At 71.8% G+C, this 21592-nt stretch carries 19 protein-coding genes; 12 read left to right on the top strand and 7 right to left on the bottom strand.

The features are described 5' to 3' along the window. Together KV102_RS18195 and KV102_RS18190 are read right to left on the bottom strand one after the other, a co-directional pair. Nucleotides 1-1251 (bottom strand): hypothetical protein, encoded by a 1251-nt coding sequence (locus KV102_RS18195; RefSeq protein WP_220344533.1) that lies wholly within the window; start codon nt 1249-1251, stop codon nt 1-3. Beyond that, on the bottom strand, nt 1248-3650 hold the full coding sequence (locus KV102_RS18190) for a hypothetical protein (protein WP_220344532.1): 2403 nt from the start codon (nt 3648-3650) through the stop codon (nt 1248-1250). Before KV102_RS18190 ends, KV102_RS18195 begins: the two co-directional genes overlap by 4 nt. Before the next feature lie 319 nt (nt 3651-3969). On the opposite strand from KV102_RS18190, the gene KV102_RS18185 reads away from it, so the two are divergent. Continuing rightward, entirely contained in the window at nt 3970-4656 is a 687-nt protein-coding gene (locus KV102_RS18185; RefSeq protein WP_220347120.1) for a bacterial transcriptional activator domain-containing protein, read from the top strand. A gap of 63 nt (nt 4657-4719) precedes the next feature. After that, entirely contained in the window at nt 4720-5928 is a 1209-nt protein-coding gene (locus KV102_RS18180) for a sorbosone dehydrogenase family protein (protein WP_220347119.1), read from the top strand. Here KV102_RS18180 and KV102_RS18175 read toward each other — a convergent pair. Beyond that, entirely contained in the window at nt 5925-6926 is a 1002-nt protein-coding gene (locus KV102_RS18175; RefSeq protein ID WP_374197371.1) for a cation diffusion facilitator family transporter, read from the bottom strand. The genes KV102_RS18180 and KV102_RS18175 overlap by 4 nt on opposite strands. Before the next feature lie 120 nt (nt 6927-7046). Between KV102_RS18175 and KV102_RS18170 the strand changes: the two genes are divergently transcribed. Then, complete coding sequence (locus KV102_RS18170; RefSeq protein ID WP_220347117.1) at nt 7047-8456, top strand: amidase; 1410 nt, start codon at nt 7047-7049, stop codon at nt 8454-8456. A 63-nt stretch (nt 8457-8519) separates the two neighbouring features. Beyond that, on the top strand, nt 8520-9878 hold the full coding sequence (locus KV102_RS19690) for a M15 family metallopeptidase (protein WP_220344523.1): 1359 nt from the start codon (nt 8520-8522) through the stop codon (nt 9876-9878). Nucleotides 9879-9895: 17 nt separating this feature from the next. On the opposite strand, the gene rsgA is transcribed toward KV102_RS19690, so the two are convergent. Further along, nucleotides 9896-10900, bottom strand: coding sequence for a ribosome small subunit-dependent GTPase A (gene rsgA, locus KV102_RS18160; RefSeq protein ID WP_220344521.1), 1005 nt, complete (start codon nt 10898-10900; stop codon nt 9896-9898). Between the two features lie 54 nt (nt 10901-10954). Between rsgA and KV102_RS18155 the strand changes: the two genes are divergently transcribed. The 8 genes from KV102_RS18155 (at nt 10955) to msrB (ending at nt 18231) form a co-directional block, all read left to right on the top strand. Further along, entirely contained in the window at nt 10955-12601 is a 1647-nt protein-coding gene (locus tag KV102_RS18155) for an acyl-CoA dehydrogenase family protein (protein WP_220347116.1), read from the top strand. A 346-nt stretch (nt 12602-12947) separates the two neighbouring features. Continuing rightward, complete coding sequence (locus tag KV102_RS18150) at nt 12948-14630, top strand: nitrite/sulfite reductase (protein WP_220347115.1); 1683 nt, start codon at nt 12948-12950, stop codon at nt 14628-14630. Continuing rightward, complete coding sequence (locus tag KV102_RS18145) at nt 14627-14785, top strand: hypothetical protein (protein ID WP_220344516.1); 159 nt, start codon at nt 14627-14629, stop codon at nt 14783-14785. Before KV102_RS18150 ends, KV102_RS18145 begins: the two co-directional genes overlap by 4 nt. Further along, entirely contained in the window at nt 14782-15507 is a 726-nt protein-coding gene (locus KV102_RS18140) for a phosphoadenylyl-sulfate reductase (protein WP_220344514.1), read from the top strand. Before KV102_RS18145 ends, KV102_RS18140 begins: the two co-directional genes overlap by 4 nt. A gap of 46 nt (nt 15508-15553) precedes the next feature. After that, complete coding sequence (locus KV102_RS18135) at nt 15554-16303, top strand: sirohydrochlorin chelatase (RefSeq protein ID WP_220347114.1); 750 nt, start codon at nt 15554-15556, stop codon at nt 16301-16303. Nucleotides 16304-16363: 60 nt separating this feature from the next. Beyond that, entirely contained in the window at nt 16364-17128 is a 765-nt protein-coding gene (locus KV102_RS18130; protein WP_220347113.1) for an SDR family oxidoreductase, read from the top strand. Between the two features lie 47 nt (nt 17129-17175). Beyond that, nucleotides 17176-17733: a hypothetical protein gene (locus KV102_RS18125; protein ID WP_220344510.1), complete on the top strand. Its 558-nt coding sequence runs from the start codon at nt 17176-17178 to the stop codon at nt 17731-17733. A gap of 90 nt (nt 17734-17823) precedes the next feature. Next, nucleotides 17824-18231, top strand: coding sequence for a peptide-methionine (R)-S-oxide reductase MsrB (gene msrB, locus KV102_RS18120; protein ID WP_220344508.1), 408 nt, complete (start codon nt 17824-17826; stop codon nt 18229-18231). Nucleotides 18232-18301: 70 nt separating this feature from the next. Here msrB and hemQ read toward each other — a convergent pair whose 3' ends face one another. The 3 genes from hemQ to hemE are packed head-to-tail and all read right to left on the bottom strand — an operon-like array spanning nt 18302 to nt 21547. Continuing rightward, on the bottom strand, nt 18302-19006 hold the full coding sequence (gene hemQ / locus KV102_RS18115; protein WP_220347112.1) for a hydrogen peroxide-dependent heme synthase: 705 nt from the start codon (nt 19004-19006) through the stop codon (nt 18302-18304). A gap of 4 nt (nt 19007-19010) precedes the next feature. Then, nucleotides 19011-20423 (bottom strand): protoporphyrinogen oxidase, encoded by a 1413-nt coding sequence (hemG, locus tag KV102_RS18110; RefSeq protein WP_308290368.1) that lies wholly within the window; start codon nt 20421-20423, stop codon nt 19011-19013. A gap of 8 nt (nt 20424-20431) precedes the next feature. Beyond that, entirely contained in the window at nt 20432-21547 is a 1116-nt protein-coding gene (gene hemE / locus KV102_RS18105; RefSeq protein ID WP_220347111.1) for a uroporphyrinogen decarboxylase, read from the bottom strand. Nucleotides 21548-21592: the final 45 nt, after the last annotated feature.

Raw genomic sequence — 21592 nt, 5'->3', positions numbered from 1 at the left:
TCACGCGGCGACGCTCCGTTGTCCGGTCATCCAGGTCCTCGCCCGCGAGATCCACTCGCCGGCCCTCTCAGGGTTCTCGGCCTCCCGCAGCCCGGCGAGGGCGATCAGCCGGATGCCCTCCGTCCCGCGCCAGTGCGGCGAGGTCCACAGCGCGGGTCCTGCGCTCCGCTCCAGCTCCGCGAGCGCCGACGGCGACACCCGCTGGGGGTCGACCAGCGCACTGACCGGCCGGTCCCGGAACCCGGGCACCGGGGTGTCGAGGCAGGTCGCGGCGATCGCGTCCAGGCGACGCTGCGAACGCAGGATGAGCGGCACGCTGCTCGCGTCGGCACGGCTCGCCGGATAGGTCGTCATGACCGCCCGCTCGAGCCGGTCCCACGGCCCAGGGCCGTACGCACGCCGACACATCGCGCAGCCCAGCAGGGTTCGCAACCACCCGATCGGGTGCGGATCCCCCAACGGCCACCGGAAGAGCGTCCGCTCGTCGCCGACCACGTCGTGCAGGGCGGCGACGGAGGCGAACCCGGTCAGGACGAACGCGTACACGTCCGCAGCGATCTCGCTGCTCCACGGCTGCCACATCGCCTTCAGGGCGGGATCGTCGGCGAGGGTCTTGCCGAGCGCGTCCGCGAGGGCGGCGTTCCATCCCGCGAGGTGGGCGACCTGGTGCCCCGTCTCGTGGAAGAGCGAGGTGGGACGATAAAGGTTGTGCCGCACGATCTTGACGGCGGCGACGGGGTTGACGGCCCCAGGGGCCCAGAGCCGGATCCCCACCCGGAGGATGCTGGCGCCCAAGCCCTCCCCCAGGTACGTGAGCACTGGGGGAACAGGGAGGCCGAGCGGCCGCAGGACCTGCTCGATGCTCTGGTAGGCGACCGAGTCGAGGAACTGCAGCGTCGTACGGAGATGTGTGCTCGTGCGGGTGTTGACCGCCTGTCCGAAGAAGTCCAGCGTCGTCTCCACCTGGACGTAGCGACGGCGGAACTGCTGCACCGCTGCGTGCGCCTCCGCGAGCCGCCCGGGATCCAGGCGACTGGCCCGGACCGCCGCCGTGGTCGTCCGGCCGTTCTCCAGCAGCTGGTCGACCGTCTGCGCCAGCTGGGTCCGCACCGGCAGGCCGATCGAGCGCTCGAGCGACTCCCACGCGTGCCGTGACGCGAACTCCTCGGCGTCGACGAAGCACTGCGCGGCACCGGTCCAGTGACCGAGCTGACGCTCGAGCTCGTCGGCGATCAGGCGGTGCTCGTTCACGGTTCGACCCTCCCGGGGACGACCGTGACCGTGGCGGGCGCCGCGGGCACCGCCGTCGTCCCGTTGCTGCCGGCGGTCGCAGCCTGTGGCGCCGTCCCGGGCGTCTCACCGGCGTCCGCGTCGTCGGCCGGGCCGGCGACGCCTCGCAGATGCACCTGAACGGTGACTCCGCGAGCCGGGTCCTGGGCGGCCCGCACGAACTCGTTGCCCCGCGTCCGGACGAACTCGGCCAACGCCTTGGCCAGGCCCGCACGCAACCGCCGCTGCGCACGCGACGGCCCTCGCCCACGCCCTCGGCCCCGTCCCCGCGGTGCCGTGGGTCGACGCCGACGCGGACCCCGCGCCGTCGCGAAGGCAGAGCGGAGCAGCGCGCGGAGCAGGGTCGTGCCCCCGCGGCCCGAGGCGACGGCAGCGGCGAGGCGTTGCGCGTCGGCCTCGGAGAAGAACAGCGACAGGCGGACGTCGCCACGTGACTCGTCGCTCCTGACCCTGCCGTCGCTCGGACGGACGGCCTCGGCGGCCGAACCCGGCGTCGCGTCGGGAGCGCCGCTCTGGCCCACAGGCTCGAGACGGAAGAAGCGCTGGCCCACGGAGATGCGGTGGCGCGACGCCAGGAAGCGGACGGGGGCATCGACACCGAGCCGCGGCTCGCGCAGCAGCACCCCCGCGTTGGCGATCGTCAGCGGATGCAGCTGGCTGTGCGCACCTCGGGCGGACGCCGACCCCGCGATCCTCTCGAGTCGCGCGAGGCGCACCAACGTCGTCCCCGGACCTGACTCGTACACGTGCACGCGGAACCGTCCCGGCAGGGCGATCCCCGCTGCTCGCAGCGCGGCAGCCAGCGTGACGCCGCCGAATGTCGTCACGGTCGAGGCGACCGCAGCGGTCACCTCGATCTCGGGCACCCGGGAGAACTTCTTGTAGGCGTAGGCCGTGCGAGCGTGCCGGACGACGAACGACCCGCCGAGCGACGGCGCGATCTGCAGGTCGGGCCGTACGAGCTGGGTGGGGAAGTTCGCTGCCACCGCCTCCTCGAAGGCCTCGGACAGAGCCACCTGGAGGAGGTCCTCGTCCTCGAAGAACGCCGCCGGCTGCTCCGAGAGCCGCCGCACCGTGTCCTCGACCGTCGCAGCGAGCGCCGCGGGGGCAGCCTCCTGCTCGAGATCGCCCGGACGGCCTTGCTCGAGCCCGATCACACGCATGCCCACATCGACGATCGCCGACGACAGGGGGCCGGAGAGCTTCGGCCCGACCCACTGTCCGATGAGCTTGGCGAGGAAACCCGACAGGAAGCCCACCACCTTCGGGCGACCGACGAGCCGGACGCCGAGCCTGAGCGCGGGCAGGATCGCGGGGAGGAACTGGTCGATCGCCGGGGTGAGGTCCTCACCCTCCTGTGCCGAGGCGACGCGGTCGATGAACGCGCTGCGAGCCGCTGCCAGCGACTCGAGCTCGTCGGACGCCGCCGGAGCGGCGCCGCGTTCCTGGTCGTGGCCGAAGCTCTCCCCTTGCTCCAGCGACTCACCACCGAGGACGGACTCCGCCAGAGCCGCGTCGAAGGACTCGGCAAGACTCTCGGGATCTCCCGCGGTCACCGGCGTCGGGGCGAACGACGAGACGAGGAACTCCTCCTCGGCGTCACCCTCGGTCTCGACGAGGTCCTCGGTCTCCTTCTGGGCCAGCCCGAAGCGCCGCGCGAGAGCGCGAGCGGGTTCGTGCAGCGCTGCCGGAAGCTTGTTGATGGCGATCGCGAGGACGCGCTGGAGCAGCGGGCGCACGAGCGCCTTCAGCTTGTTGAGGATGGGGCCGAGCACCGAGAGCGCCGCCTTCCCGATCTTGCCCGCAGTGCTGACCACCGTCTTCACGACGCTCTTGGCCTTCTTGATCAGGCCTCCGATGAACTCCTCGCCCGCTGGAGTGACGTCCAGCTCCCCGACCTCGAAGCGGCCGAGGAGCTCGTCGAGCTGGTCGGGTGCCATCGCCTCGACGTCCAGGTTCTGCAGGTGGTCGGCGAACCGTTGGACGCACCGCTCGGCCTCGGAGCCGATCGGTGCCAGGTGGGCATCGGCGATCTGCTGCCGCTGCAGAGCGAGCTGCTGCGGCTGCTCGGCGACCAGCCCCGTCTCGGCCGCTTCCGCGGTCTCCGCGATGAGCTCGGCAAGAGCCTCGTCGAACTGCTCGTCGTGGATGCTCTCGAAGGCTTCGGCGATGACCTCTGCCGTCTCCCCGTCTCCCTCGGCCTCGCCGGTGAGCAGCTCGGCGAACGGCGTTGTCACCTCGGTCCACGGGAGGAAGCCGAGGGTCGAGGGCAGCGTCTCCAGCGTGGTGGCGTCCTCGGCGAAGGGGGTCTCGACCTCTCCCTCGAGGCGTTCCCCTGCAGCTTGGTCGATCACGGTCATGAGACCCTCCCGGAGCTTGTCGATGCGCGACAACCAGCAGCCTGCAGGGCCGCCGTAGCCGGCGGGGTCTCGCTGTCGTCCCCGCCGCGACGAGGCCCCGTACCCCGCCCTGGTCGGTTCGCGTCCGTGCTGCGTCCCTGTTTCGTGCGCGGCGCGTCCTCGTCGTCGGGCGCAGGTGACAATGCCCGCGAGCGCGAGCCCGGGGGCCCCTATGCTCGTGAGGTCGAACCCACGCCGCCGTCGCCCGGCCCTCGCTCGACTCCGCGGCACGTGGCCCCCGGACGCCTACTCAGGACGTGCCAGGGACCAGGAGCAAACGGTGACCAGCTCGAACGGATCGCGCCGCGTCGGCGTCCTCGGAGGGCTCGGGACACGTCCCCCCGAACGCCTCTCGGGAGCCGGACGGCGGCTGCTCGCCTACGCCGCGGTGAAGGGACCCCGGGTGAATCGGCTCCTCACCGGCACCGACCTCTGGCCAGAGCTGACGGAGGCAAGGGCGCGCGCGAACGTGCGGCGTGCCCTCTGGCAGCTCCCCCGCCGCTGGGTCCGTGCCGACGGCCCCGACCTGGAGCTGGCGGCGAGCGTCGACCTGGGCGAGGCGCGCCGCGTGGCCGACCAGGCCCTGGCCGACGCCGAGGTGGGAGCGGAGGAGGTGGAGATGCTCAAGCACGACCTGCTGCCCGGGTGGTACGAGTCCTGGGTGCTGGACGAGCAGGACCAGTTCCACCTGCACCGTATCCAGGCTCTCGAGGCGGTGTGCAGGACCGCGTCGGCGGCAGGCGCCTACACGTTGGCGACCGGAGCAGGACTTGCCGCCGTCTGTGCGGAGCCGCTGCGCGAGTCGGCGGTGACGGTCCTCGTCCAGGCGCTGGTGACCGAGGGGAACCGCTTCGAGGCCGCGCGACGCTACCGTGCGTACGCGCAACGACTCCGCCACGAGCTCGGCGCCGCTCCGGGTGACGACCTGGTCGCGCTGGTGCGGCCCTTCCTCCGCCGTCGGGCGTGACGGCCGCGTACGACGGCCCCGTCGACCTCTCGCGCGATCGGTCGGTCGGAGTGAGACTGAGGTATGAGGAGATCCGCCGTCGCCATCGCAGGCCTGGCCGCCGCGGCCCTGCTCGTCCCCGAAGCCGGGGCGGGTGCGGAGCGCGAGAGCGGGGCTGCCCCACCGATCGCTCCCAGCACCGCTTCCGCCCGGCCCACGACGGCCCCGGCCCCGGCCGCGGCCCTGAGAGCCGCGCCGATGCGCGTCACCACCGTCCTGGGTGGCCTCGACCATCCCTGGGACATCGCGTTCATCTCTTCTCGGCAGTTCCTGTTCACCGAGCGCGCCCGCCGTACGATCTCGATCGGCACCCTCAGCGGCGGCAAGCGCGTCGTGGGGCGAGCGAGGGGAATCTGGGCGAGCGGGGAGACCGGGCTCATGGCGCTCGAGCTCGCGCCTGACTTCGCCCGTACCGGGGCCTTCTACACCTGCCACGGCTACCGCTCGGGCTCGACGACGGACGTCCGTGTGGCCCGCTGGCGCCTCAACGCCGCCCGCACCCGTGCCCGCCTGGTCACGACGATCGTGCGAGGGCTCCCCGCCACCACCGGACGCCACGGTGGGTGCGCACTGGCCTTCGGCGCGGGCAGGACGCTCTTCATCGGGACCGGTGACGCCGTGGTCGGGCGCAACCCGCAACGGCTCCGGTCCGGGGGCGGGAAGGTCCTCCGCGTCGATGCGCGGACGGGTCGCGGTCTGCGGACGAACCCGTACGCGAAGTCCCGCTACGCGATGAAGCGCCGGGTCTACACCTACGGCCACCGCAACGTGCAGGGCCTCGCACGGCGTGCGGGCCGCATGTGGTCGGTCGAGCAGGGCTCCTCACGCGACGACGAGGTCAACGCGCTGTTCCGCAAGGGCAACTACGGGTGGAACCCGGTGCCGGGCTACAACGAGTCCGTCCCCATGACGAACCACCGGCTCCCGGGCAAGCAGCGCAGCGCACGGTGGCGTTCGGGCCGCACGACCCTCGCGACGACGGCTGCCGCCTGGCTGCGGGGGTCGGTCTGGGGCAACCGGGCCGGGCGCGTGCTCGCGGTGACGGCGCTGAAGGCCGAGCAGATCCGCCTGCTGCGGTTCGACAAGCGAGGGCGGCTGCGTGGCCAGTCGGTGGCGCTCCAGGGCCGGTACGGCCGGCTGCGGGCGATCACGGTCGCACCCGGGGGCGCGCTGTACGTGTCGACCTCCAACGGCAACGGAGCCGACCGCATCCTGCGCGTGCTCCCGGGCTAGGCGTCGGGCCCGAGGTCGGCGGGTGCGGCCGTGGACGCCGACCTGCGGAGGTCCGGCTCGAGGTAGATGACCCGGGCGATCGGGACGGCGGCGCGGATCCGAGCCTCCGCACCGTCGATGGCCGCGGCGATGTCGGCGGCGTCCTCCGTGGTGTCGACCTCGATCTTCGCGGCGACCAGCAGCTCCTCCGGGCCCAGGTGGAGGGTACGCAGGTGGATGACCGACGGCACGCCCTCCCCGACGACAGCCGCCTTGATGGCGTCGACGTCCTTGCGGCTCGCCGACTCACCGAGGAGCAGGGACTTGATCTCGATCGCCAGCACTACGGCGATGGAGACGAGGAGCACCCCGATGCCGGCCGTACCGAGGGCGTCCCAGCGCCCGTCGTCGGTCGTCAGGGTCATGCCGACACCGAAGAGCGCCAGGACCAGGCCGATCAGGGCGCCGAAGTCCTCGAGAAGGACGACCGGGAGCTCCGGCGACTTCGCGTTGCGGATGAACGAGACCCACGACTGGGGCCCGCGGACGGCGTTGGACTCGACGATGGCGGTGCGGAAGGAGAACCCCTCCATCCCGATCGCGGCCAGCAGCACCACGATCGGCACCCACTGCCAGGAGTCGATCGGGTGCGGGTCCTCCCACTTGTGCCAGGCCTCGTACAACGCGAAGAGACCACCGACGGAGAACAGCACGATGGACACGATGAACGCGTAGATGTACCGCTCCCGCCCGTACCCGAACGGATGGCGCTCGTCGGCCCGACGCCGGGCACGCTTGCCTCCGAGGAGCAGCAGCCCCTGGTTGCCGGAGTCGGCGACCGAGTGCACGGACTCGGCGAGCATGGACGAGGCACCGGTGAGGAGGAAGGCGACGAACTTCGTGACCGCGATCCCCAGGTTGGCCGCGAGAGCGGCGACGATCGCCCTGTTGCCCCCGTGTGCCGTCACGTCCGTCCTCCTCGAGCCAGGGCCGGAGCCCGCCTGTTCCGCGCCTGGCAGCGTACCGCCGTGAGACCGTGGCCGCCGTACGTCAGCGCGCCCTGCAGAGGCCTCGGCGGTGCGGGATCCCACTGATACGCTCCCAGTGACCTCGGACACACGCATGCCTCAGGAGCCCCCGTGCCGCACTCACCTCGCGTCCACGCGTTCGGTGACGACGTTCTCGGTGACCTGGACGCGACCGGCGTCGCCGAGCTCGTCGCGACCCGTCAGATCAAGCCGCGCGAGGTCGCCGAGGCGGCGCTCGCCCGGGTCGAGGCGGTGTCCGCCCTCGATGCCGTCGAGCACCTCGACGCCGACCGAGCGCTCGACGCGGCCGACCGTGCCGCAGCGGGCGCGTTCGGTGGAGTGCCGACCTTCGTCAAGGACAACGTCGACGTCGCGGGCTGGCCGACGGGCAACGGCTCGGAGGCGTACGCGCCGCGACTCGCCCGCGCCGACAGCGACTTCGTACGGATGTGGTCCGACCAGGGCCTGACCTACCTCGGGAAGTCCCGGCTCCCGGAGTTCGGGTTCAGCGCGACCACCGAGTTCATGACCCGGCCGCCGGTGCGCAACCCGTGGAACCCTGCGTACTCGTCCGGTGCGTCGTCCGGTGGCTCGGCGGCGCTCGTGGCCGCCGGGGCGGTCCCCCTCGCTCACGCGAACGACGGCGGCGGATCCATCCGCATCCCGGCGGCGGCGTGCGGGCTGGTGGGCCTCAAGCCGACCCGTGGTCGCATCACTCCTGACCGCCTCGACGAGACGATGCCGGTCAAGGTGGTGACGCAGGGTGTCGTCACGCGGTCGGTGCGCGACACGGCTCGGTTCTTCGCGGCCGCCGAGCGCACCTACCGCAACCCGCGCCTGCCTGCGGTCCGGCTCGTCGAGGGCCCGGGCACGACCCGACTGCGCATCGGCGTCATCCACGACTCGGTGACGCGGGCCAGCGACCGCGAGACCCACGACGCAACCACCGGGACCGCCGAGCTCCTGGCGTCGCTCGGCCACCACGTCGAGGAGATGCCGCTCCCGATCACCCAGCAGTTCGCCGACGACTTCGCGCTCTACTGGGGGTTCCTCGCCTGGTACCTCACCGTCTCCGGCAAGCGTGGCCTCGGACCCGACTTCGACCCGGCGCTGACGGACAATCTCACCCAGGGCCTCGCCGCGGCGTTCCGCAAGGGTGTCCGCCGGTTCCCCGGAGCGATCTACCGCCTTCGCCGCGCCCAGCACTCCTACCGCGCGATCTTCGCGACCTACGACGTGCTGCTCTCCCCCGTGCTCTCGCACACGACGCCCAAGCTCGGCTACCTCTCGCCGACGCTGGACTTCGACCGGCTCTTCGCGCGTCTGTATTCCTACGTCGGCTTCACACCGCTCAACAACGTCGCGGGAGGGCCGGCGATCTCGCTGCCTCTCGGGCAGACCCGCTCGGGGCTTCCCATCGGGTCCCACCTGTCCGCCGACCACGGTGACGAGCGGACGCTGCTGGAGCTCGCCTACGAGCTCGAGGCAGCGCGTCCCTTCGCCCGCATCCAGGACGCCTGAGACCCCGCGTCCACCGCGTGCGCCGGACGAGCCAACGGCTCTGCCGGGGCCTACGGTGGGATGGTGAAAGCAGCTCGCGCGCTCACCCTCCTCGTCACCGTCCTGGTCGGCGCCCTCGTCGGCTCGCTGCTCGGTGCGGCACCGGCCTCCGCCGCACCGCCCCAGCTCACCGTCTCGGCGCCGGCGAGCGCGTACGCGGGGACGACCGCCACGATCCGCGGCACCACCTCACGGTTGGACGGCGAGATCCTGCTCGAGCGCGGTCGCAACGACGGAGCCTGGGAGAGGCTGGCCGCGACGCGGCCCGCGTCAGACGGCTCGTACGCGGTGGGCGTCTCCGTCGTCCCGGGCGCCCAGCGACTGCGTGTACGTCACGTCACCGTTGAGGGGACCGCGGTTCGCGAGCTGGGTCTCACCGGGACCGCCGCACCGTCTCGACTCGCCCTGTCCGGGCCGGCCAGGCTCACCGACGGCCGTACCGCCACGCTGACGGCCCGCTGGACGACCGGTGACGGTCGCGCGGTGACCGGGACGGCCGCCCTGTGGGGTCGTCGCTCTGGGGAGTCGGCGTGGACACGGCGCGGCTCGGTGGCGGTGCGCGCAGGGTCCGGGAAGGTGCGGGTCAAGCCTCGTGTCGACGTCGCCTACCAGCTGCGCACCGCCCGGACGGCGTACGTCCTGGCGGGGACCTCCGCCCCGCGCGTCGTCGACAACGTGCCCCCGGGTCGGGTCTTCGTCCGTCCGCCGGGCGCAGCCTCGCCGCGCATCAGGCTCCCCCGGCAGCCTCGAGCACGTAAGGCCGGCGCGCACGTCTCCGTCAGCCGGATCTCCAACGCGGTGTGGCGCTCGATGAAGGGCCGCACCTGGCACCGCGGCTGCCCCGTGGGCCGGTCCTCACTCCGGATCCTGCGGACCAACTACTACGCCTACGACGGTTATCGGCGCCGTGGCGAGATCGTGGTCCACGCGCGCGTCGCGAAGGCGACCAAGCGCGTGTTCCGCGACCTGCACGCCGCGAAGGCTCCGATCCGGTCGCTCTACCGGGTCGACCGCTTCGGCTGGTCGCGCAGGCTGCGCGGTGGCGACGACATGAAGTCGATGGCCGCCGGCAACTCCTCGGGATTCAACTGCCGCAGCGTCGTGGGACGACCGGGACGGCGCAGCCCGCACAGCACGGGGCGCAGCATCGACCTCAACACCTGGGAGAACCCGTACCGCTCGGCGTGGGGCCTCGTCCCCAACCGCGACTGGGACTCCCGACGCAGCCCGGCGGCGTTCGTCTACCGCAGCCGCAACCATGCGGTGGTGCGGATCTTGGCGCGGCACGGGTTCCGGTGGCTGGGGAGCGCGGATTGGCAGCACTTCCAGTACTCCGGTCGCGGTGCTCGCCACCTGCCGGCGCCGAAGACGTTCTGGGACTGACCCGCCCCGGTCCTGGTTCAGTGCCCTCGCTCGCGACGCAGGCGGCGCTGGGCCCGGGTCGCGCGACGGAGGTGCCGGTTCTGCTCGGCGGCGAGGCGGGCGTCGGCGCGTCGTCGGAGCCACATGGCCTCACGCTGCAGCGCCTCCCAGCTCTCGTACCGCCGCAGGCTCAGCGTCCCGTCGTCCAGCGCCGCGCGCACTGCGCAGCCGGGCTCGACGTGGTGGCCGCAGTCGGCGAAGCGGCACGACTCGACGAGGTCCTCCACGTCGGCGAACGCACCTGCCAGCCCGTCTGGATCGGTGACTCCGACGCCACGCAGACCGGGTGTGTCCACGACCCAGCCGCCACCGGGGACCGCGACCAGCTCGCGCCAGACTGTGGTGTGCCGGCCCCGGCCGTCCGCTCGGATCGACGCCGTCTCGATCAGCTCCTCTCCGGCCAGCGCGTTCACCAGCGACGACTTCCCCGCGCCGGACGAGCCCACGAGGGCGAGCGTGGCACCGACCGGAACGAGCGCCGCGACCTCTGCGACCCCCTCCCCGGTCCTGATGCTGCAGACCATGACGTCGGCGCCGAGCTGCGTCGCGACGTCCTCGGCGACGTCGCCGGCATCCGGCGCGAGGTCGGCTTTGGTGAGCACGACACGCACGGACGCTCCGCTCGACCAGGCGACCACCAGCAACCGCTCGACCTTCTCCAAGGACGGCATCTGGTCGAGCGCGACGACGACCCCGACGGTGTCGACGTTGGCGGCGAGCGCCTGGCGCCGCGAAGACCCTCCCGGCTCCGCCCGCTCCAGCAGCGTCCGTCGGGGCTGGACCTCGACCACGGCACGGTCGTCGCCGTCCACGGCGACCGTGACCCAGTCGCCGACGCACGGAGCGTCCACCGGCTCGGAGACGGGGACGGCCACCCGCGCGGTCACCGCGTCACCGTGAGGCTCAAGAACCCGGACCTGTCCGCGGTCGACGCGGACCACCCGGCCGCTCCAGGCCGTCGCGCCGCCGTTCTGCGTCTCCATGAGCCTGACCGTACGAACGGCCGGCAGCGCGCGCGAACGATTTAAGGTGTCGCCATGGACCCGTTGCAGCGTGCCTCCACCAACCAGGCCGCCCCTCTCGTCGGCTACGACGCGGTGAGCTCCGACGCCGCGCTCGTCGCCGCGGTGCGGGCGTTCGCCGGTGACGACGCCCCGGCAGTCCTCTCGTCGCTGGAGCCCGTCGGACGGCTCGCCGGCTCGGCGGAGGCCCGCGAGCACGGGATGCTCGCCAACCAGAACGGGCCCGTCCACCACCCGGTCGACCGCTACGGCAACCGGGTGGACGAGATCGCGTTCCACCCGTCCTGGCACTGGATGATGAGGCAGGGGATCGGGTTCGGGCTGCACGCGACACCGTGGGTGAGCGACCAGCCCCAGCCGCACCTGCGGCGTGCTGCGGCGTACGTCGCGTGGACCCACAACGACCCGGGGCACGGCTGTCCGCTGACCATGACGTACGCCGCGGTCCCCGCGCTCCGCGCCGACGACGCGCAGGCCAAGCAGTGGACGGCACTGCTCGCCTCCACCTCGTACGACTTCGGGCTGCGCAACCCCGCGGAGAAGACGGGGATCCTCGCCGGGATGGGGATGACGGAGAAGCAAGGCGGCTCCGACGTCCGGACCAACGTCACGACGGCCACGCCGACGGCCGTCGACGGTGAGTACGTGCTGCACGGTCACAAGTGGTTCACGAGTGCTCCGATGAACGACCTCTTTCTGGTGCTTGCGCAGGCGCCGGGCGGACTCACCTGTTTCGTGGTGCCGCGGGTGCTCCCCGACGGGACGCGCAACCCGCTCCAGGTCGTCCGCCTCAAGGACAAGCTCGGCAACCGGTCCAACGCGTCCTCGGAGCTGGAGTTCGCCGGCACCTGGGGAGTCCGGCTCGGCGACGAGGGCCGCGGTGTCCGGACGATCATCGAGATGGTGGCCTCGACCCGCCTCGACTGCGTCCTGGGCTCGTCGGCGCTGATGCGCCGCTCGGTGGCGGAAGCCACGTGGCACGCCGCGCAGCGGTCCGCGTTCGGCGCGCCGCTGTCGCAGCAGCCGGCGATGCAGAACGTCCTCGCCGACCTCGCGATCGAGTCCGAGGCCGCGACGCTGCTCGGGCTCCGGCTGGCCGCGAGCGTGGAGAGGTCCGACGACGAGCACGAGAAGGCGCTGCGCCGGATCGCGCTGCCCCTCGCGAAGTTCTGGGTGTGCAAGCGCACGCCCTTCCACGTTGCGGAGGCGCTCGAGGTCCTCGGCGGCAACGGCTACGTCGAGGAGTCCGGCATGCCGCTGCTCTTCCGAGAGTCGCCGCTCAACTCGATCTGGGAGGGCAGCGGCAACGTGAACGCGCTCGACGTCCTCCGCGCCCTCCAGCGTGAGCCCCAGGCGCTCGAGGCGTGGTTGACCGAGATGGGTGCCGTACGGGGTTACGACCCGCGCGTCGACGGCATCGTGGACGACGTGCTGGTCGAGCTCGCCGATCTCGACGACGCCGAGTTCCGGGCCCGGCGCATCGCCGGTCAGATGGCGGTCGCGCTGCAGGCGTCTCTCCTCATCCGCCACAGCGATCCGGGGGTCTCCGACGCGTTCGTCGCCTCGCGGATCGGGGGCGACTGGGCGGGCGCCTTCGGGACGCTCCCCCGCGGGGTGGAGGCGGCCCGCATCGCCGAGCGGGCCACGCCCGTCCTCGGCTGATCTCCGCCCCGTCATTTCGGTCACGCCGTTGGGTTAAGCCGTTGCCGCTGTGGTGCGGGTCACAAAGACCCCTGTCGATCCCTGCAACGGCGGGAGGAGAGACGGCAAAGTCTCATCATATGGATGAGGATCTCATCTTGTGAGATGAAGCGTTGCTCTCGACGGGGTACCCGGCGCAGACTGACGACCATGCTCACAGCGCAGACGACCCACCTGGCGGTACGCCGTCACGTGGACTTCGGTCGGATGCGCAGCATGATGTGTCGCTGCGGTTGATCGTCCCCGCCCCGGCCCTCTGACGCGCCGGCTGACCATCGCACCCGAGCATTCTTCGACAGGACGCCACATGACCGCGACCACCGACGCCCCCGTGCGCGTCGCCCGCCCCCGCCGCGCCAAGGGCGACGGCCAGTGGGCCCTGGGATACCGCGAGCCGCTCAACGCCAACGAGCAGTCCAAGAAGGACGACAACCCGCTCAACGTGCGTGCTCGCATCGAGAACATCTACGCCCACGGTGGGTTCGACTCGATCGACAAGGCCGACCTCCGGGGACGCTTCCGCTGGTGGGGCCTCTACACCCAGCGCAAGCCCGGCATCGACGGCGGCAAGACTGCCACGCTCGAGCCCGAAGAGCTCGAGGACTCCTTCTTCATGCTCCGCGTCCGCATCGACGGAGGCCAGCTCGACCTGCGCCAGCTGCGGACCATCGCCGGCATCTCGACCGAGTTCGGCCGTGACACCGCCGACCTGACAGACCGCCAGAACGTGCAGTACCACTGGATCCGCGTCGAGGACATGCCCGAGATCTGGGACCGGCTGGAGTCGGTCGGGCTCAGCACCCAGGAGGCCTGTGGCGACTGCCCTCGGGTCATCCTCGGCTCCCCCGTCGCCGGCATCGCCTCCGACGAGATCATCGACGGCACCTGGGCGGTCCAGGAGATCGAGCGCCGCTACATCGGTGACCCCGAGCTCTCCAACCTCCCCCGCAAGTTCAAGACCGCGATCAGCGGGCACCCGAGCCACGACGTCGTCCCGCAGATCAACGACGTCGCCTTCACGGGTGTCGTGCACCCCGATCACGGCCCAGGCTTCGACCTGCTCGTCGGAGGCGGCCTGTCGACCAACCCGATGCTCGCGCAGCGCCTCGGCGCGTGGGTCCCGCTCGAGGAGATCCCCGAGGTCTGGCACGGCATCGCGTCGGTCTTCCGCGACTACGGCTACCGGCGGCTCCGGACCCGCGCACGCATCAAGTTCCTCATCGCCGACTGGGGCCCGGAGAAGTTCCGCGACGTGCTCGAGAACGAGTACCTCAGGCGCAAGCTCGTCGACGGGCCCGAGGCGCCCGCACCTCGTACGCCCGGGGACCACGTCGGCGTCCACCGCCAGGTCGACGGCAGCTACTACGTCGGCGTCGCGCCGAAGGTCGGTCGCGTGACCGGCACGATCCTCTCCCGGCTCGCCGACGTCGTGGAGGCCCACGGGAGCAACCGGATCCGTACGACGGCCCAGCAGAAGCTGCTCGTCCTCGACGTCGCCCCCGACAAGGTCGACTCGTTGGTCGCCGAGCTGGCCGCGATCGGTCTGGAGGCGGACCCGTCGCCGTGGCGCCGCAACACGATGGCCTGCACGGGCATCGAGTTCTGCAAGCTCGCGATCGTCGACACCAAGAACCGCGCGGACCTCCTCATCGACGAGATGCAGCGCAGGATCCCCGAGCTCGACGAGCCGATCACCGTCAACGTCAACGGGTGCCCCAACTCCTGCGCCCGGATCCAGACCGCCGACATCGGTCTCAAGGGCCAGCTGGTGCTGGACGGCGGCCGACAGGTCGAAGGCTTCCAGGTCCACCTCGGCGGCGCCCTCGGCCTGACACCAGGCTTCGGGCGCAAGCTGCGTGCGCACAAGGTCACCGCGGAGGCGCTCCCCGACTACGTGGAGCGGGTCGTCCGCGGATACCTCGACCACCGCAGGGACGACGAGTCGTTCGCCGAGTGGGTCTCCCGAGCCGACGAGGAGCAACTGCGATGAGCGGGCGCGCGGCTCCCTTCCACTGCCCCTACTGCGGCGACGAGGACCTGCGTCCTCACGGGACCCGTCACGGCGCCTGGGAGTGCCGCGCCTGCCTCCGCGCCTTCTCGCTCTCGTTCATCGGGTTGATCCCCGCGGGGGGTGACGTCGCATGACGCCCACCGCGATCCGTCACGACGTCCCCGCGCGGTCCACCGAAGAGCTCGAGGAGCTCGCCCGCATCGCCGGACCGGAGCTCGAGCTCGCACCGGCCGAGCTGATCCTGGAGTGGGCGGTCGAGCACTTCGGCGACCGCTTCTGCGTCACGTCGTCGATGGGTGACGCCGTCCTCGCCGACATCGCGAGCAAGGTCGCTCCGGGGCTCGACCTTGTGTTCCTCGACACCGGCTACCACTTCGCGGAGACCATCGGGACCCGCGACGCCGTCGAGGCCACCGTGCCGGTCAACCTGATCACCGTCACGCCCGTACAGAGCGTCGCGGAGCAGGACGCCGCGCACGGCAAGGACCTGTTCCGTACCGATCCCGACCTGTGCTGCGCGCTCCGCAAGGTCAAGCCTCTCGAGGAGGCATTGGCCGGCTACGACGCATGGGCCACCGGACTGCGCCGGGACGAGACGCACAGCCGCGTCATCGCCCCTGTCGTGGGGTGGGACGGCCGCAAGGGCAAGGTCAAGGTCTCTCCGCTCGCACGCTGGACGGCCGACGACGTCGACCGCTACATCGCCGAGAACGGCGTCCTCGTCAACCCTCTGCAGTACGACGGATATCCCTCGATCGGGTGCTGGCCCTGCACCCGGCGTGTCGCTCCGGGCGACGACGCCCGTAGCGGACGCTGGGCCGGCACCGGAAAGAACGAGTGCGGCATCCACCTCTGATGCCGCACACCACTCTTCGACACCCTCTCGGAAGGAGGAATGCACCATGACCGCCCCTGCACTCGTCACTCTCGCTCACGGGAGCCGTGACCCCCGCTCGGCCGCAACCATCGCATCACTGACGGAGTTGGTCCGGTGCATGCGTCCGGACCTCCGCGTGGAGGAGTCCTACCTCGGGCTCTCCGAGCCGTCACCCCTCACGGTGATCGACCGGCTCGTCGCCGAGGGGCACGACGAGGTCGTTGTCGTCCCGCTCCTCCTGACCCACGCCCACCACGCCAGCGTCGACGTCCCCGCCGTCGTCGAGGCGGCGCGGCGTCGCCATCCTCACGTCCGGGTGCTCGCGACCGACGTCCTCGGCATCCACAAGAGCTTCCTCGGCGTGCTGGACCTCCGGTTGCGCGCGGCCCTTCGCGAGGCCCGAGCCACCGAGCTCGACGGCCTCGTGCTCGCAGCGGCCGGGTCCTCGAACCCGCTCGCCAACGCACACGTCGCCCGCGTCGCCCGCGCCTGGGGCGCCCGCCACAAGCTGCCGGTGATCGCGGCCTTCGCCTCAGCGGCACCGCCAGCAGCGGGCGAGGCGGTGCGGGAGCTGCGCCGTGACGGCAAGCGTCACATCGCCGTCGGGTCGCTGTTCCTCGCCCCGGGCTTCCTGCCCGACCGGGCCACCGAGCTCGCCCTCGAGGCCGGGGCGGTGGCGGTCTCCGACCCGCTCGGCGCAGCACCCGAGCTCGCCGAGGTGGTCCTCGCCCGCTACGCCGTCGGCGCAGTCGATCTGGTCCCGATCCCGGCCTGACGCGGTCGGCCGCGCCACGCCTGCGCTCGGTCTGCCGCTCAGGCGCGGCAGACTGAGCGCATGACGACCTCGGGCGACTCTCCAGCCACTCCCCTGCGTCTCGGCTCCGCCGTCGTGCACGGCGCCACGGGATACGTCGGGCGGCACCTCGTCCGCGCCTTGCTGCTCGAGGACGTGACGGTGCTCGCGGTCGGCCGATCCGACGCCGGGCTCGACGCGGTGCGTGAATGGCTGGGTGAGGCCGGCGCCCTGATGCGTCCGGTCGTCGCTGACGTGTCCACCGACGAGGGCTCCCACTACGTCGCCGATCAGCTGCGCCGGCGCGGTGGGATCGACGCTGCCTTCGCCGCGATCGGGGGGTGGTGGGAGGGCCCCGACCTGGTGGATCTCGACACCGCCACCTGGGACGGTCTGCTCCGGAGCCACCTGACCGCCCACTTCCTCGCGGCGCGGTCGACGGTGCCGTCCCTGGCACCCCAGGGGTCGGCGTACGTGGCCCTCAACGGCATCGCGACCCTGAAGCCGGAGGCCGGATCGGGACCCGTGAGCGTCACCGGAGCGGCACAGAGCATGCTCCTCGAAGTCCTGCGGGCGGAGGAGGACCGACCGCGGGTCCGCTTCCACGAGCTCTGCGTGGTGAACCCGGTCGTCGACGACGGTCAAGCCCCGGACGCGCGCGAGGCCGTCGTCGAGATCACCGACGTCACCGCCGCCGCCCTCCGGCTCGCCCGCGCCGGCGATCCCACCGTCGTACGCACCGAGCTCGGGCAGTGGCAACCGGCACCCGCCGCGACACCCCACAGCGGTGACTCGGCGGTAGGCTGACCCCGTACCGACCGCAGTCGGCGGACTCGTCACGAAAGGCCTCACCGATGACCGAGCCCACCCAGGACGCCCGCACGCCGTACGACGTGGCGGTCCTGTTCGAGCAGGAGCTCTCCGAGCTCGACGCGCGTCAGCTCACGTCGCTGCACGAGGGTCTCGACGACCCGGTCGTCTATCACCTGCTGCTCCCGGTCGAGGACGCTGCCGCGACGATGGCGACCTCTCTCGGCGTGCTCGGTGGAGCCGATCTCGCTATGCCCGACTCGCAGACGGTCGGAGACGTCGACAATGCGATCGTCGAAGCCGGCCAGGAGTCGTTGCAGCGCTCGATCGACCTGATCGTCGCTGCGGGCAAGGCCGACACGACCGCACGCGGCGCCCTGACCCACGACGACCCGGTCAGCGCGCTCGCCGACCTCGTCACGCGGGTGGGGGCCGAGGAGGCGATCATCTTGACGACGTCGCACGTGTTCTCGGAGTTCTTCCACGTCGACTGGGCCTCGCGCGCCGAGCGCAAGCTCCACGTGCCGACGCTCCGTCTCATCGAGCACGAGAGCTTCGACGCGCAGTCGGCCGGTGCAGGCGAGGGCGCTTCCCTCATCTGACGCTCGCGGGTCACCCCCTGGCGCTCGCGGGTCACCCTCTGGCGCCCGCGGGTCACCCTCTGGGCGTGTGCTCGTCCGTACGATGGAGGCATGGCGTACCAGGTCGAGAAGACGGATGACGAATGGCGTGTCGAGCTCACGCCCCAGGAGTTCCACGTGCTGCGGGAGGCGGGGACCGAGCGCGCGTTCAGCAGCTCCTACGAGACCGACGAGACCCCCGGCGTGTACGAGTGTCGAGCGTGCGGCGCGGAACTGTTCCGCAGCGACACGAAGTTCGACGCGCACTGCGGTTGGCCGGCGTTCTTCTCACCGCTGGCCGGAGATCGCGTCGAGCTGATCGAGGACGTGTCGCTCGGCATGCGGCGCGTGGAGGTGCGCTGCGCGAGGTGCGGCTCGCACCTCGGTCACGTCTTCGAGGGTGAGGGCTTCCCGACGCCGACCGACCAGCGCTACTGCATCAACGGTGTGAGCCTTCGGCTCGTCCCTGACGCATCCTGACCCGCGGACCCCAGACAGCGACCCGCGGGCCCCAGAAACTGACCCGCGAGCGCAAGACAGCGACCCGCGGTCAGGGAAGGGTGTCGACGAGCTCGGCGACGGTGCGCAGCCGACCCGTGTAGAACGGGATCTCGTCGCGCACGTGCAGCCGCGCCTTCGAGGCCCGCAGCTCGCGCATGAGGTCGACGATGCGGTGCAGCTCGTCGGCCTCGAACGCGAGCAGCCACTCGTAGTCGCCGAGCGCGAACGACGCGACCGTGTTGGCCCGGACGTCGGGGTACGGCGCCGCCATCATGCCGTGCTCGCGCAGCATCTCCCGGCGCTCGGCCTCGGGCAGGACGTACCAGTCGTACGACCGCACGAACGGGTAGACGCAGAGGTACGCCTTGCCTCCAGGCTCGGTCATGAACGCCGGGGCGTGCGAGCGGTTGAACTCCGCCGGGCGGTGCAGCCCCATCTGTGACCAGACCGGAGCCAGTCGCTCACCCAGGGCCGTACGGCGGAACGCATGGTAGGCGTCCTGGAGCGCGTCGGCGCTCACGGCGTGCCACCAGATCATGACGTCGGCGTCCGCGCGCAGCCCTGCGACGTCGTACGCACCCCGCACGACCACGTCGGCGTCGGCCAGCTCCGCGAAGAGCTCCTCGACCTCGGCGATCACCTTCGTCCGGTCCGCGATCTCTCCGAACGGCGTCTCCAAGCGGAACACCGACCACATCGTGTAGCGGATCGTCCCGTTCAGGGCCTCGTGGTCAACCTCGGGCGTCGTCGTCATGGCTTCATTGTCCCCCTCGGCCCACGGGACCCTCGAGGTGGTCGCAGATGCTCCGGGCGGCGGCCTGGGCGGATGCGACGACCGCCGGGATCCCGACCCCGCCGTACGCCGCGCCGCACACGGCAAGCCCGGGCGTGCGGCCGACGGCGTCGGAGATCTGGTCGACTCGGGCGAGGTGCCCCACGGTGTACTGCGGCAGACCACCGCCCCAGCGCTGGACATCCGCGTCCACCAACGGCCCCCGGAGGCCGATGACCTCGGCGAGGTCGGACACCGCCGTCGCCACGAGGTCGGCGTCCTCACGCTGGAGGACGTGCTCCTCACCCGCCCGGCCGAGAGAGGCGCGCAGGATCATCAGGTCACCGGTCCGGCGCCCCAGCCAGCCCCACTTCCACGACGAGAATGTCGCCGCCTTGATCGCCTTCCCCTCCACGGGCGGGACCAGGAAACCCGATCCTGCGGCGGTGGCGGCCACCTGGTCGCGGGGCACGGCCAGGGTGACGATCGCCATCGAGGCGTAGTCGACCTCACGCAGCAGCCGCGCCGCCACCGGGACGCACGGCGCCAGCAGCCGCGCAGCAGGCGCAGCCGGGGTCGCGACGACCACGGCATCGACCTCCACCACCTCGGCGGCGTTGGCGGGGCCGACGACCAGGCGCCACCGACCGAAGCCCAGCGCGCTGATCTCACGCACGGTCGCGCGGGAGCGTACGACGATGCTCGGGTGGTCGACCACCGCGGCGGGCAGCTGCCACATCCCGCCCTCGAGGCCCGCGAAGACCGGCGGAAGATCCTTCGGCGCCGCTGCCGACTGCTCGGCGGCGGCGTGCGCGAGACGCCGTCCGCGGTGGTGGAGCGCCCAGATCGCCGGCGCGGCCGCACGCACGGAGAGCTCCGAGGCGTGACCGGCGTACACACCGCCGAGAAGCGGCTCGACCAGCATGTCGACGACCTCCCGCCCCAGACGCCGCCCCACGTACGACGCGACAGACACGTCGTCGGCGGGCTCGGGCAACGGCAGGTCGGCGCGGGCGCGCAGCATGCCGGCGCGACTGAGGACGTGGGTCTCGGCGAGCGCGTCGAGGTCGGTGGGAACGCCCATCACCGACGGCGGGATCGGGCGCATCTCACCGCGCGCCCAGAGTGCCGCCGCGACCGGCTCGGGATGGACGAGACGCTCCCCGAGACCCACCTCGCGGGCCAGACGCACCGCCTCGGGACGCCGGTTGAGCATGGACTCCGCCCCGACGTCGACCGTGATCCCGGCGACCTCCGTGCCCGCGAGCTTGCCTCCGACCCGGTCAGAGGCCTCGAAGAGGGTCACGACGGCGTCGGGCAACGCCTCCACCACGGCGCGCGCTGCCGTCGCGCCCGCCAGGCCGCCACCGACGACCGCCACGCGCACGGGGGACCTCACCGGCACGCTCAGCGCAGCTCGTAGGCGTGGACGTGGTCGACCAGGCGCTTGAGGGCATCGGGGTCGGTGGCGGGGAGCACGCCGTGACCCAGGTTGAACACGTGGCCGCGTGCCTTGCTCCCGGCATCGAGGATCGCATCGGCCTTGGCCTTCATGATGTCGTCGGGTGCGAACACGACCGTCGGGTCGAGGTTGCCCTGGACCGACCGGCCCGGACCCACCCGTGCGATCCCGTCGTCGAGCGCGACCCTCCAGTCGACGCCTACGACGTCGGCTCCCGCGTCACCCATCTCGGTGAGCAGCTCGCCGGTGCCGACACCGAAGTGGATGCGCGGCACATCGAGGTCGGCGACCGCATCCAGCACGGTCTTCGCGTACGGCTTGACGTAGCGGACGTAGTCCTCACGGGAGAGCGAGCCGGCCCAGGAGTCGAACAGCTGCACCGCCCGGGCACCGGCCTCGACCTGCACCCGCAGGAACGCGGCCGCGATCGAGGCGAGCCGACCGAGCAGCGCGTCCCACGTCTCCGGGTCCCGGTACATCAGCTCCTTGGTCAGCCGGTGGTCGCGCGACGGCCCGCCCTCGATCAGATACGAGGCCAGCGTGAACGGTGCGCCGGCGAAGCCGATCAGCGGCGTGTCGCCGAGCTCGCCGACGAGCCCGCGCACGGACTCCGTGACGTACTCGACGTCGCTCGGCTCCAGGTCGCGCAGCTGCTTGGCAACGGCCTTGGCCGTACGGATCGGCGTCGCGACGACGGGGCCGGTGCCGGGGACGATGTCGAGATCGACTCCGATCGCCTTCAGCGGCACCACGATGTCGGAGTAGAAGATCGCGGCGTCCACGCCGTACCGGCGCACCGGCTGCATCGTGATCTCGACGACCATCTCGGGCCGCGTGCACGACTCGAGCATCGGGACGCCCTCGCGGAGCTTGCGGTACTCCGGGAGAGAACGCCCGGCCTGACGCATGAACCACACGGGCACATGGGTGGGCTTCTCCCCCCGGCACGCGGCGAGGAAGGCACTGGTCGTCTTCGGCGTCGTCCCGTCCTTCGCAGGGCTGGGCGCGGCCGTGGTCGACGACGAGGCCTCGGGCTTGTCGTCCTTCTGCGGGGCACTCACCCTCCGATCCTCGCAGGTCGAACGGCGCGTCGCTGCGTCAGGTCT

It is taken from the genome of Mumia sp. zg.B53, from assembly GCF_019550935.1.
Classification (GTDB): Bacteria; Actinomycetota; Actinomycetes; order Propionibacteriales; family Nocardioidaceae; genus Mumia.
Note: the sequence above shows the minus strand (reverse complement) of the source record. Positions and strands in the feature narration are given on the sequence as shown.